The sequence below is a fragment of the Bacillus sp. DC4300-2b2 genome (genome assembly GCF_049895685.1).
GTDB classification, from domain to species: Bacteria; Bacillota; Bacilli; order Bacillales; family Bacillaceae; genus Bacillus; species Bacillus safensis.
Genome location: NZ_JAFCSW010000001.1, coordinates 217,256 through 231,330, shown reverse-complemented (window position 1 = coordinate 231,330; position 14,075 = coordinate 217,256). Strand labels below are relative to the sequence as shown.

The following is a 14,075-nucleotide window of genomic DNA, read 5'->3' as shown; positions in this document are numbered from 1 at the left end:
AAGGAGAGACAACATATGAAATCGCTCGAAACAGAAAAGCTTTGTATCGGTTATCAAGACCGTTTGATTGTAGAAGATTTGAATGTCAGTATCCCAAAAGGCAAGGTGACAACACTGATTGGACCGAATGGCTGCGGGAAATCAACCATTTTAAAAACGATGTCTCGTATTATGAAGGCCAATCGAGGAGCTGTTTATTTAAATGGCCAGGCTATCCATGATACGCCGACAAAAGAAATTTCAAAACAAATGGCGATCTTACCGCAAACGCCTGAAGCACCTAGTGGACTGACAGTGTATGAGCTTGTGTCATATGGACGTTTCCCGCATCAAAATGGGTTTGGCCGCTTATCAAATGAAGATAAACGAATCATCAGATGGGCACTTGAGGAAACGGGAATGATCGCTTTTCATGATCGGCCAATTGAAGCACTTTCCGGCGGGCAGCGTCAGCGTGTATGGATTGCGATGGCACTTGCCCAGGAAACAGAGCTGCTCCTATTGGATGAACCTACGACGTATTTGGATCTTGCACATCAGCTCGAGATTCTTCAGCTGTTAGAACGCTTAAATAGAGAGCAGGGCCGAACTGTGTTGATGGTCATCCATGATTTAAATCATGCGGCGCGTTTTTCACATTACATGATTGCCCTCAATCAAGGGAAAGTCATAAAAGACGGTACGCCTCATGAGGTCATGACCAAAGAGGTACTCAGTCAGGTATTCCATATTGATGCAGAAATTGTGCTTGATCCTAGAACGAACAAGCCGATTTGTTTAACATATGATTTAATGAATCATGAACGAAAGCTAGAAGCTGTAAATGGATAATAGATGTAAAGGAACTCGGTGCTGCTGCCGGGTTTTTTTGCGTGTTTGAAACTTCCTAGTGCTGCTATTTTCTCTAGTGCATATTTTTTCGCTTTTATGCAGAAAAGAGGTACTTTTTTACTTTAGACAATGGTAATATACGGTTAGAGATCATAGCTAGAAAGGAAAGAGATGCGTGGAAACAGCAAAAATATTGATTGCAGATGACGAAGAAGCAATTGTAAAAATGGTTGAACGCGTACTAAAAAAAGAAGGATTCAAGCATATATATAAAGCCTACCATGCAGATGAAGCATTAGATGTTGTCAAAAACGAGGACATCCACCTTTTACTTCTAGATGTGATGATGCCTGGTAAGTCTGGCTTTGATGTTCTTCCTGAAATGAGAAAATATACGAAAGCACCCATTTTCTATTTAACTGCAAGAACGTCTGATGTCGATAAACTGACGGGCTTTGCGCAGGGGGCAGACGATTACATCACAAAGCCATTTAACCCGCTTGAGCTAGTGGCTAGAATTAAGGCTCACCTAAACCGAACATATATCTCCTTACAGGAGGAGCAAGAAGACACTCAAAGCCAATATCATTATGCCCATTTCTCCTATCATCCTCATGCAGCCGAATTGAAAGTAAGAGGAGAGGTGACGGCATGCTCAGCTCAGCTTCTTTCTTTGCTGAAGTACTTTTGTGATCATCCGAATGTGGTTCTTTCAAAAGATCAAATCTATGAGAAAGTATGGGGCGTCCCATCATATGGTGATAACAACACTGTCATGGTTCATATTCGAAAGCTGAGAGAAAAGATCGAATTAGATCCGAGTCAGCCCGAATATATTGTGACGATCCGTGGTATGGGATATAAATTTATACCACACCCTGCAAAGGTCCTTCAATAATTTATGAATTTACGATCAAAACTTTTCTTTCACTTTGTCGGACAAATGTTTATTGTGATTGCCATTCTGATGATGGGGAATACGTTCTCTGAGAACTTATATTTAACAAAACACTACGAGAACATGGCCGAAACTGGTTTAACTAAAGCTGATGGAGATACACTCATGAGCTGGCTTTATTTTAACGAGGATGGAAAAATGGAAGCCGACGATCAGCTCAAGCAAGCAGTGAAAAAACGAGACGGCTGGCTGCAAGTGATTGATTCGAAAAAGAAAAACGTTTATAGCTATCACCGCCCTAAATCCATTCCAACATCCTATCAAAAGGATGAAATGATCAAGATCTTTGAAAAAAGAGAATTTAAAGATTACAAGATGTACTTCTGGCCAATTGAGATTGATCAAGAAAGCTTTATTGTGTTATATGGGTTCAAAACGAACAGTACAAAGGTAGCCAATTATCTGAAGCAACACGAGAAAAATTTGGCTGCATTATCTCAATATTCGGTTGAAACGAAAGAATTCTTGAAGAGAATGAACGGATCGGTTCATCTGTTCAATGAAGAAGGAAAATATTTAAAAGGCATTCGGACCAACACAAGTTTGAAGCATAACGTTACAGATATTGAATTGCTTAAGTATCAATCGAAGCCTTGGGAGTTTAGAAGTGACCTCACTTATATGAAGGTGAATAAAAACCTCTATATTATCGTTTCGGTTCCAAATAAAGTATACAGCCCAGACGAGCTTTACGATAAGGAGACAGACGCTTTAAATCAATATACAACCATCTTAATTGCAGGTCTTGCGCTCACTATTATCATTGTCATGACATTATGGTATTCGTATCGCTATGGGCTGCCAATTTATCACATTATTCGCTGGCTGATTTTCTTATCAAAAAATAAATTGCAGGAACCAACAAATAGAAAGGGAATTCCAGTCAGTAAAAATAAAAAAGGCCGTATTAAGCGGGAATACCGTTTATTTGAGGATATCCTAAAAACAATGGATCAGCTCACACATACGTTAAAAGAGAATGAAGCAAACCGAAGAAAAATTCAAACCACAAGAGAAGAATGGATTGCAGGATTGTCTCATGATTTGAAAACGCCTTTAAGTACGATTTACGGCTATGGACTCATGCTTGAGTCCGATCAATATCAATGGTCCAAGGAAGAAGTCATGGAAATGGGACAGGTGATTCGTGAGAAATCAGAATACATGTCGACACTGATTGAGGATTTAAACCTCACGTACCGATTGAAGAATGGTGCCCTGCCTATTAATCGGAAACCGGTTGAACTCAGTGAATTTTTAGCTTCCATTATGGACGAGTTCTCAAGAAGCTCCTCATCTGAGGATTATCCATCCTCCTTTGAAGATCAAACAGATGGTGTCATATTTGAGATCGATAAAGCCTGGTTCAGACGAGTGATTGAGAACCTGCTGGCGAATGCAGTGAAGCATAACGAAAAAGGCACTCATATTACAGCTGTTTTATCTGAAACAGATGAAGAAGTTCGGATCGAAATGAAAGACAATGGCCGCGGAATGGCACAGGAAACGGTGGATCACCTATTTAACCGCTACTACAGAGGGACAAATACAAATGATCCAACGAACGGAACTGGTCTCGGGCTTGCCATAGCAAAAGAGCTAGTCTTGCTGCATGACGGTGATATTCAAGTTGAAAGTGAACTAGGCACTGGAACAACTATTGCGATTATCCTAAAAAAATCATCACCTGTAAAATAGCCAAAAAACGATTTTCTTTTCTAAAGGAGATCGTTTTTTCCTGTTTTAGGATTGAAATCAATTTTGTAAACGATTACAATAAAATTATTAACGTGAACAAATCATTTTTATTTATAAGAGAGATGGGGGAGTTTGATGAAAGCCTTTTTAGATGATCAGTTTTTACTCAACAGTCAAACGGCTGAAAAGCTATACCATGAGTTTGCTAAGGACCTTCCAATTATAGATTACCATTGTCATTTAAGCCCCAAAGAAATCTATGAAAATAAAACCTTCCATAATATCACCGAAGCATGGCTTTACGGAGATCATTACAAATGGCGTGCCATGAGAGCAAACGGAATACCAGAATCACACGTCACAGGGGATGCCTCAGACTATGAGAAATTTCTGGCGTGGACGAAGACTGTTCCCATGACCCTTGGAAACCCGCTCTATCACTGGACTCATTTAGAATTGAAACGATATTTTGGAGTTGAGGAACTTTTAAACGAAAAAAACGCACACATCATCTGGCAAAAAGTAAATGAAAAGCTGCAAGGAGAGGGTTTTGGTGCAAGAGACTTCATTGTGAAATCGAACGTTGAAACAGTCGTGACGACAGATGATCCAGTCGATTCGCTTTGCTATCATCAAAAACTGCGGGAAGAAGGATTCACTGTGCAAGTGCTGCCCGGATTTCGGCCTGATAAGGCTCTTGATATAACGAATCACCTATTTACAGCGTATGTTCACGAACTGGCAGAGGCTTCATCTACTCCAATCCAATCCTATCAAGACTTTTTAACAGCACTCCGTGCAAGAATTGATTTTTTCCATGAACAGGGCTGCCTGATCTCAGATCATGCCATTAACGAAATGACGTTTGAAGAAACGACGGAAGAAGAAGTGGAAGCCATCTTTCGTAAAAGAATGTCTGGGCATTCATTGACGGAAAAAGAGAAGATCAAATTTAAAACTCAAACATTCATTAAGCTAGGTCAGGCTTACTATGAGCGGGGCTGGGCGATGCAGCTTCATATCAATGCGCTTAGGAACAACAATACGAAAATGTTTGAGCGGCTTGGGCCAGATACAGGGTATGATGCGATGAATGATGAAGACATTGCCAAGCCGCTTTGCCGAATATTGGATCGTTTAGAACAAGAACAGGCACTGCCAAAAACCATTCTATATTCCTTGAATCCTAGGGATAATGTTGTGATTTCCACATTGGCTGGAAGCTTTCAAGACGGGACGGCACCTGGGAAGATCCAGCATGGTACAGCTTGGTGGTTTAATGATACGAAACAAGGGATGACAGAGCAGATGATGGCTCTATCCAGTATTGGTCTGATCAGCCGTTTCATTGGGATGCTGACAGATTCACGAAGCTTTTTGTCGTATACAAGGCATGAATATTTTCGAAGACTGCTTTGCGATATCATCGGAGATTGGGTAGAAAAAGGGGAAGCTCCATATGATTTTGATCTGTTAGGGGGAATCGTGAAAGGAATCAGCTATGAAAATGCCAGACAGTATTTCCAATTTGACCGGGCGAAGCAGCTCCAGCATCCGAATAAAATTACATGAAGAAAATGAAAGCGGTTTTATGATAAGATGGTAAAAAATCATAAAAGGCGGAATAGCATGACAGTCACAATTAAAGACATAGCAAAATTGGCAAACGTCTCTCATACCACGGTATCAAGGGCTTTGAATAACAGTCCTTTTATTAAAGAGAAGACAAAACAAAAGATTTTGTCGATTGCAAAACAGCTGAATTATTCACCGAATGTCCATGCGAGAGGCCTTGTATCACAAAAATCATTTACAATCGGTCTGTTTTTTACGAGTTTAACAGAGGGCACATCTTCAAGCTTCTTTGTGGATGCGTTAAAAGGTGTCAATAGCGTCATGACAGAGTATTATAATCTCTTTGTAAGAGGAATTGACGACTTTCACGATTACACAACCATTCATAAACAACGCTATGATGGCATTTTGCTCATGAGTCAAAGCGAGCACGATGAAGCGTTTATCCATCATGTGAAGAAACAGGGCATTCCCATCATTGTGCTGAATCGCCGTGTAGAAAGTCATGAAGTCATGAATATATTAGCAGATGATAGTCAAGGAGCTTACCAGGCTGCACACCATTTCATTCAGCAAGGTCATGAACAAATCGCCATCATTGAAGGGAAAGAAGGCTTTAAATCAACTCAAGAAAGAAAAGCTGGTTTCCTGCAAGCGTTAATTGATCACCAAATACCTATGAAGAAAGAATATATGATGAAAGGCGATTATCACATGAAAAGCGGCTATGAATCAATGGAATCGCTGCTGGCCCTTGATGAACCGCCAACAGCGCTCTTTTGCTCAAATGATGACATGGCGATCGGTGCAATGAATGCTTTATTTGCAAAAGGAAAAACGTGTCCAAATGATATTTCTATTATTGGTTTTGATGATATTGCATTTTCATCCTATACCACACCTGCATTGACAACGGTGAAAAAGCCGATTGAAAAAATGTGTGCACTTGGAGCAGAAGCTATCCTTTCAGTAATAAACGGTGAAGAGCAGGAAGAAGATCATATGGAAAAAGTGTATGTTCACACAGAGCTGATGATCAGAGATTCAGTTAAAAAGGTGCAGTAATCAGCACCTTTTTAGAAAAATGTTCACGTGTGCATATCGCGCGGAGAGGGGAATCCATTTGAAACGATTATCAAAAGCCATATACCCGGCACCTGAGTATCCGGAAACGATTTTGCAGATTGGTGAAGGAAATTTTATGCGAGGATTTATCAATTGGCACATCCAGAAGCTGAACGACTGCACAGATTTTAAAGGAAGAGCGGTTGTTGTCCCTCCTCGAAAAGGATCAGTGGCAGCTTTAAATGAACAAGATGGCTTGTACACATTATGTATTCAGGGATATCATGCCGAGCAAGAAATGAATGAACGTATGGTCATCCAATCGATTAGCAGAGGAATTAGTACGTATACGGATTACGAGGAGTTTTTACACGTAGCGGAAAACCTCGATCTCCGCTTTGTCTTCTCAAACACGACGGAGGCAGGACTTGTGCTCAAAAAGGAGGACCGTTTGGAGGATCGGCCGCAAGCCAGTTTTCCAGGAAAGCTGACAGCGTTCTTGTATCACCGGTTTAAAGCATTTGCTGGAGATGAGCAGAAAGGACTGATCATTCTGCCTTGTGAATTGGTTGAACAAAATGGTGATCGATTGAAGGAATATGTGATCAGTATGGCAGCTGAGTGGGAACTGCCGCCTGCGTTTATGACATGGATTAAAGAGGCCAACACGTTTTGTAATACGCTTGTGGACCGGATTGTCCCTGGATTCTCTAAGGAAGCGGCTGAAATCGTAGAAAAGGAAGAAGGGTATATTGACGAATTGCTTGTCACGGCAGAATATTATCATCTTTTTGTCATTGAAGCACCTGCCTTCGTACAAAAGGAGCTCCCCTTTCAAGAAGCAGGGTTAAATGTTCTTTTTGTAGAGGATATTGCGCCTTATCGTATGAGTAAGGTACGAATTTTAAATGGTGCACATACAGCTATGGCGCCGATTGCTTACTCATGCGGTATAGAAACTGTAAAAGAAGCTGTGGATGATGAGCATGTTGGTCCGTTCATCCGGCGTATGCTGGAGGAGGAAGTACTGCCAGGACTTGAAATTCCTAAAGATGAGCTTCTTCTTTATACACAATCCGTTTGGGATCGTTTTTGCAATCCATTTGTAAAGCATCAATTGCTGGATATTGCACTGAATGGGGTATCCAAATTCCGAACCCGTAATCTTCCGTCATTGTTTGATTATGTCGAGCAAAAGAAACAGCTGCCAATGAAACTTGTGTTTTCACTTAGCAGTCTCATTTATTTCTACAGAGCACATGCAGGAAGGGTAAAGGATGATGAAACTGTGCTCACGCTCATGAAGGAAGCATGGGAAAATCGTTCCAATGAAACGGTTGCAGCGAGGATCCTTTCATGCAAATCATTATGGGGCAGAGATTTAACGGATGTAAATGGATTGAGTCAAGCTGTAGCTGATCAGCTTACCCTCATACAGAAGCACGGGATGAGAGCGGCTGTTCACCGAATGATGCTTCATCAATATGAAAATCAGGGGGAGAAGGCATGAGAGACTTTATTGTAATCCACCCTTCAGATAATGTCGGTATTGCTTTAAAAGGATTGGAGCAAGGGGAAGAGCTACAGCATCAAGGACATACGATTATCTTAAAAGAGACCGTTGGCAAAGGTCATAAGTTTGCATTGGCTGATATCAAGCAAAGAGAGAATATTATCAAATATGGCTATCCCATTGGTCATGCAGTGACTGCCATTTCTGCTGGAGAATGGGTGCATACGCATAATATTAAAACCAATCTATCTGGCAAGCTAGAATACGAATACCAGCCTTCATTATCAGAAAACCCCTATGAAAAAACGAATCTTACATTTAAAGGATATAAACGAAAAAATGGCGAAAGCGGAATCCGCAATGAGCTTTGGATTGTTCCCACCGTTGGATGCGTGAATGGCATCGCCGATCAAATGATCCAAATATTCACCGCTGAAATGGGTGGAAACATCCATCCTTTTGAAACAGCCCTCGTATTAAAGCACAATTATGGATGCTCACAGCTTGGGGACGATCATGAAAATACCAAAACCATTTTACAAAATGCGGTGAAGCATCCTAACGCTGGAGGAGTACTTGTTCTTGGGCTTGGGTGTGAAAACAATGACATTGAGGATTTTCAGTCCACATTAGGTGAATATGACCGTACGAGAGTGAAATTTTTAAGAAGCCAAGAAGTAGGAGATGAGATAGAAACGGGAGTCGCTTTACTCAAGGAAATTTATGATGCGGCGAAAGAAGATCATCGTGAAGACATTCCGTTATCTGAGCTGAAAATTGGCTTGAAGTGCGGAGGATCAGATGGATTTTCCGGTATTACTGCAAATCCGCTTTTAGGCAGACTATCCGATTTTATTGTCGCACAAGGCGGAACGACGGTGCTGACAGAAGTGCCCGAAATGTTTGGTGCTGAAATGATTTTAATGGAGAGAGCAGCATCAGAAACGACTTTCGACAATATTGTGCAAATGATCAATGACTTTAAACAATACTTCATGGATCATCGACAGCCAGTATATGAAAATCCTTCCCCGGGAAATAAAGCAGGTGGAATTTCGACATTAGAGGATAAGTCTCTTGGCTGTACACAAAAAGCAGGTACTTCTGATATTAAAGATGTATTGAAATATGGAGAGCTGCTGAAACAAAAGGGATTGAACTTATTAAGTGCACCTGGTAATGATTTGGTTGCTTCATCCGCTCTTGCTGCTTCCGGTTGTCAAATGGTCCTATTTACAACAGGCAGGGGGACACCATTTGGTACGTTTGTGCCGACAATGAAGATCTCGACAAACACAGCTTTATATGAAACAAAAAAGCACTGGATTGACTTTAATGCCGGAGAACTGCTTGAAGATGTACCGGAAGATGTTGTGTTAGAAAAATTCATTTCAACGGTTATTGATGTGGCGAGTGGGAAGCTGTTAAATCATGAGAAAAACAATTTTAGAGAGCTGGCTATTTTCAAAACAGGTGTCACACTTTAAGGCGACTGGGGGATGAGAAAGTGTCTAAAAAACGGGATTTGATGTATCTCACAGCAGGAACGGTACTAACTGGAGTCGGAATTGCTCGTTTAGCAAAGCGAGGGAAGAAAGATAAAAAAGCAAACGGAATTGATCAAGTGCTAAAGCAGATAAAAGCGCCGCAGTTCCCAGATCGTGAATTGAATGTGGTTCATTATGGAGCAGATGCTGAAGGGAAAGAGCTATCTACAAATGCCATTCAGTCTGCCATTGATGATGCACATCTGTTGAAAGGGGGAAGGGTGCTGATCCCAGAAGGGACGTTTGTGACAGGTGCTTTAGAATTGAAAAGCAATGTAGAACTTCATCTGCATGAGAAAGCCTATGTGACATTCAGTCAAGACCCAAAGGATTATCTGCCTCTTGTACTGACAAGATATGAAGGGGTTGAGCTTTATAATTATTCACCTCTCATTTATGCACACCATGCAGAAAATATCGCTATTACTGGGGCCGGAACACTTGATGGCAGAGGGGATGAGCATCATTGGTGGCCTTGGAAGTATGGGACAAATGGCCAGCCCTCTCAAGATCAGGATCGTCAGCTTTTGTTTGAAATGGCGGAAAAGAGAATACCGGTAGAAGAAAGGGAGTTTGGAGAAGGCCATTATTTAAGATCGAGCTTTATTCAGCCATACCAATGTCATCATGTTCTAATCGAGGGAGTGACAGTGAAGGATTCACCAATGTGGCAAATTCATCCTGTATTAAGTAGTAACGTCATCGTCCGCGGCGTTAAAATTATTGGGCATGGACCAAACACAGATGGTGTCAATCCGGAGTCTTGCCGGAATGTGCTCATTGAAGATTGTTATTTTGATAACGGAGATGATTGTATTGCCATCAAATCGGGCAGAAACGAGGATGGACGGCGACTGGGGGTTCCATCTGAAAACATCGTCATTCGTAGAAATGAGATGCGGGATGGACACGGCGGTGTGACGATCGGGAGCGAGATTTCTGGCGGGGTAAAGTATGTTTATGCAGAAAATAATGTAATGGATAGTCCGAACCTTGACCGGGCACTGCGTATTAAAACTAACTCTGTCAGAGGCGGTACGATTGAACATATTTATTTTAAAAACAATACAGTCAAAAGTCTAAAGCATGAAGTGATCTGTATCGACATGATGTATGAGGAAGGAGATGCTGGTCCGCATCGTCCTGTTGTACGTCATATTGAAGTAGAAGGACTCAAAAGCAGCGGCGGACGATATGGTGTGAAAATAGCCGCATACGCACATTCTCCTGTTACTCATTTTAAAATGAAAGATTGTGTCATAGATGATGTGGCGTACCCCTTATCTTTAGAGCATGCAGTTTCTCCTGCTTTTCTGAAAGTCGTCATCAATGGAGAACAAATCAATCAATAGAAGAGTGAAAAACAGTCTTTTTAGAGGCTGTTTTTTTGTTTTATGAACAGAAAAGACGCTTTTAGAAATCACATATACAACCTATCTGCACTGTAGTATAATATTCCCGAAATTAGAAAAGAATTGACGAAAGAGATTTCGTTAAGCAGTACATAAACCAGGGGGTTCACTCATGAAAAAGTTAACAGCTATTTGGCTATCGTTATTGCTAGTGATGGGTGTTTTAGCAGGTTGTGCAGGCGCTGAGACAGATCACAAAGCAACAGGGTCACAAAATAAAGAAACGGCCACTGCGGCATTTCCAGTATCGATTAAAGATGCAGCTGGCAAAACGGTCGAAATCAAAGAACAGCCTAAACGAATTGTTTCGTTAATTCCAAGTAATACGGAAGTTGCCTATGCACTCGGTCTTGGAGATAAAATGGTTGGACGATCAGACTTTGACAATTATCCAAAGGAAGTCGAAAAGGTAGAGAAGATTGGCGGACTTGAATTTAATGTCGAGAAGGTCATTTCCTTAAAGCCAGATCTTGTATTAGCACATGCATCTCAAATGGGATCAAAAGAAGGATTTAAACAGTTTGAAGATGCAGGGATCCAAGTGCTGACTGTAAATGATGCGACCTCCTTTAAGGATGTGTACAAATCAATCAATATGATCGGTGAAGCAGCTGGCGTGAAAGAAGCATCAACAAAACTTATAGACGAGATGAAAACAAAACTGAATGACATCAAGAAACAAGCAGAGGGGATTTCGAAAGACAAACAAAAAACAGTCTTTGTCGAAGTCTCAGGTGCTCCTGAAATCTATACAACTGGTAAAAATACATTTATGGATGAAATGCTTTCTGTTATTCATGCCAAAAATGCTGCTGGTGATCAAACTGGCTGGGTGCAAATGACAGAAGAATCGATCATCAAACGAAATCCTGATGTCATCGTGACAATTGATGGTTCCAGCTTAGCTGATTTGAAAAAAAGAGACGGCTGGAATGCAATGAAAGCAGTGAAAGAAAAACAAGTCTTTCAATTGAATACGGATCTCGCATCAAGACCGGGACCGCGATTGGTTGAAGGAGTCGAGGCTCTTGCGAAAAGCGTCTATCCTGACACGTTCAAATAAATTGATCATCGCATATACACTAAGTGTTTTACTTCTAGTGATGAGCATTGGAATGGGAATCTCCTTAGGAAGCTTAGGGATTCCCATTCCTTCTATTCTTCGCATATTTGTTCATGAACTATTCGGAGTACAGTTTGGAACCATTGATTCCATCGATCGCAATATTATGATGAACATTCGGCTGCCAAGAGTCATATTAGCGGCATTAGTCGGAGCAGCACTGGCGTTATCTGGTGCAGCTTTTCAAGGTTTATTAAAAAATCCTCTCGCTGACCCTTATACGCTGGGAGTGTCTCAAGGAGCATCAGTTGGAGCCGTAGCGACCCTGTTTTTCAGCTTGCAGCTCCCGCTTTTTGGCAGTTTCACACTGCCATTATTCAGTATGACAACAGCGCTTGTGACCCTCTGTCTCGTTCTCTTTTTTGCGCGTCTTGTTCATCGGGGGATGAGCATTTCTTCTTTAATTTTGACTGGAGTGATTTTCAGCTCTTTTTTGGGTGCGCTCATTTCATTGATGATTGCTTTAACAGGTGATGATCTAAAAGAGATCATTCATTGGCTGCTTGGCAGTGTGTCTATGAGGGGCTGGCGTTATATTGTGCTTTTTCTTCCTTTCTTTTTTATTGGGACCTTTGCGTTAATGTTGATGGGGCGAGATTTGAATGTCATGACGTATGGCGAGGAGAAGGCAAAGCTATTAGGTGTACATGTGAAAAGGAGCAAATATATTGTGCTGCTGGCGGGCTCGATCCTGACCGGAAGTGCAGTAGCGGTATCAGGGACGATCGGTTTTGTAGGACTTGTGATTCCGCATTTTATCCGCCTCTTAACTATCACGGATCATCGGCATCTGCTGCCTTTGTCTATTTTGAACGGTGCTTCCTTTCTTGTATTAGCAGATGTGTTATCCCGTACCATTATTGAGCCGACTGAATTACCGATTGGCATCATTACTGCGTTAATTGGTGCACCTGTATTTGGCATCATCCTCATTCGTAAATATAAAGGGGGGGCGCACGTATGATTCAAGTCAAGGAAATCAGAGGTGGATATGGGGAGAAAGAGATCATTCGTGGCATTAGCCTTGAAGTAAAGAAAGGAGAATTTCTCGGTATACTCGGCCCAAACGGGAGCGGTAAGACGACCCTGCTTAAAATGATGGCAGGAATTTTAGCCCCTGAGAGCGGTGAAGTACGTCTCGGCGGTCAGCTTGTTCAATTCTATCAGCCAAAGGCGCTTGCGCAAAAGATGGCAGTTCTGCCGCAGAAAACGGAACAAGCTTTTTCATTTACGGTGGAAGAAACCGTCCAATTCGGTCGTTATCCATATCAAAAAGGGTGGCTGCAATCTGTCACGCAAGAAGATGTGCAGGTCGTCAGCAAAGTAATGGAACAAACGGGTGTTGCACAGTTTAAGAATCAATCCATTCATGAGCTAAGCGGAGGAGAACAGCAGCGTGTGTATTTGGCACAGGCATTGGCGCAGCAGCCTGAATATTTATTGCTGGATGAACCAACCAGCTTTCTTGATTTAGCCTATCAAAAAGATTTGCTTGATTTAATTAAAGAAGAGACGGCTTCTTCTAGGTTAACGGTCATTGGTGTATTTCACGATGTGAACATCGCTAGTTTGTATTGTGATCGACTGCTACTCCTTCATGAAGGAAAGACTGACATGTTAGGACTGCCGCATCACGTCTTGACCACCGAACGAATCAACCGTGTGTATGAAACAAATGTGACACCGCTCCAGCATCCATTTAGGGCAAACCCTCAGCTGATGGTTGAGCCTTCAGCCCCTTCTAAAGCATCAATTGTAAACATAGCGGATGGCTGGAGGACATATGGCTCAGAAGGAATGACGATTTCCATTAATCAGCCTCTTCGCATCCTTTCCTCACATAAGAAAAACGGCGGGTTCTTTTGGAAAAGGTCGATTGGAACGGGAACGGAGTCGCTTCATAAGCAGCTAGAATCAGCTGAAGATATGCTGTTTTTCGAGAAAGCTAACGGATTAGCGGAATATGCCGCCGAAGACGGCGAAGACGATATGATCCTTTACGGAATGCTTCAGCAGGAAGAGTTGACTATTTGGCTTATCCTGAAACGATCTTTATCAGACGGCGCAGCTGTTCAGCTCATGGGGCAGCTTATGCACATCATGAAGCAAAGAACAAGCATTCCAATCCATCACCTTTGTATTGCTGCACCCAATACGCAAGAAACGGAAGATGCTGACCTTTTACACGAAAGATTAGGAAAAAAGGTGCAAAGGCTTCTTCAAAGGTTGAATGCCATTCAAAAGTGAACCATTTGGTTCACTTTTCTGTTTCATTGATGACATTCATTCAACATGTTTTAGTAAAACAACTGCTTCTTATTCAGTTCAGGTTATACTAAAAGGACAAAGCAGT

11 protein-coding genes are annotated in these 14,075 nt (G+C 41.7%); all 11 read left to right on the top strand.

The features are described 5' to 3' along the window. Nucleotides 1-15: 15 nt before the first annotated feature. The 11 genes from ACP69X_RS01280 (at nt 16) to ACP69X_RS01230 (ending at nt 13,969) form a co-directional block, all read left to right on the top strand. The gene (locus ACP69X_RS01280) at nt 16-831 is read left to right on the top strand and encodes an ABC transporter ATP-binding protein (protein ID WP_073979024.1); all 816 of its coding nucleotides are present in this window, start codon (nt 16-18) and stop codon (nt 829-831) included. A gap of 175 nt (nt 832-1,006) precedes the next feature. Beyond that, entirely contained in the window at nt 1,007-1,729 is a 723-nt protein-coding gene (locus ACP69X_RS01275) for a response regulator transcription factor (protein ID WP_041088288.1), read from the top strand. A 3-nt stretch (nt 1,730-1,732) separates the two neighbouring features. Then, nucleotides 1,733-3,487, top strand: a complete 1,755-nt coding sequence (locus tag ACP69X_RS01270; protein ID WP_041088289.1) for a HAMP domain-containing sensor histidine kinase — start codon at nt 1,733-1,735, stop codon at nt 3,485-3,487. Nucleotides 3,488-3,622: 135 nt separating this feature from the next. Continuing rightward, nucleotides 3,623-5,059 (top strand): glucuronate isomerase, encoded by a 1,437-nt coding sequence (uxaC, locus tag ACP69X_RS01265; protein WP_426052347.1) that lies wholly within the window; start codon nt 3,623-3,625, stop codon nt 5,057-5,059. A 57-nt stretch (nt 5,060-5,116) separates the two neighbouring features. Further along, on the top strand, nt 5,117-6,127 hold the full coding sequence (locus tag ACP69X_RS01260) for a LacI family DNA-binding transcriptional regulator (protein ID WP_041088294.1): 1,011 nt from the start codon (nt 5,117-5,119) through the stop codon (nt 6,125-6,127). Nucleotides 6,128-6,185: 58 nt separating this feature from the next. Then, on the top strand, nt 6,186-7,637 hold the full coding sequence (locus ACP69X_RS01255; RefSeq protein ID WP_073979026.1) for a tagaturonate reductase: 1,452 nt from the start codon (nt 6,186-6,188) through the stop codon (nt 7,635-7,637). Next, complete coding sequence (locus ACP69X_RS01250) at nt 7,634-9,127, top strand: UxaA family hydrolase (protein WP_426052346.1); 1,494 nt, start codon at nt 7,634-7,636, stop codon at nt 9,125-9,127. Before ACP69X_RS01255 ends, ACP69X_RS01250 begins: the two co-directional genes overlap by 4 nt. 20 nt (nt 9,128-9,147) lie before the next feature. Next, entirely contained in the window at nt 9,148-10,539 is a 1,392-nt protein-coding gene (locus ACP69X_RS01245) for a glycoside hydrolase family 28 protein (protein ID WP_426052345.1), read from the top strand. Nucleotides 10,540-10,711: 172 nt separating this feature from the next. After that, complete coding sequence (locus ACP69X_RS01240; RefSeq protein ID WP_426052344.1) at nt 10,712-11,662, top strand: ABC transporter substrate-binding protein; 951 nt, start codon at nt 10,712-10,714, stop codon at nt 11,660-11,662. Then, on the top strand, nt 11,628-12,686 hold the full coding sequence (locus ACP69X_RS01235) for a FecCD family ABC transporter permease (protein ID WP_426052343.1): 1,059 nt from the start codon (nt 11,628-11,630) through the stop codon (nt 12,684-12,686). The genes ACP69X_RS01240 and ACP69X_RS01235 overlap by 35 nt, the downstream gene beginning before the upstream one ends. After that, nucleotides 12,683-13,969, top strand: a complete 1,287-nt coding sequence (locus tag ACP69X_RS01230; protein WP_426052342.1) for a heme ABC transporter ATP-binding protein — start codon at nt 12,683-12,685, stop codon at nt 13,967-13,969. Before ACP69X_RS01235 ends, ACP69X_RS01230 begins: the two co-directional genes overlap by 4 nt. Nucleotides 13,970-14,075 lie beyond the last annotated feature (106 nt).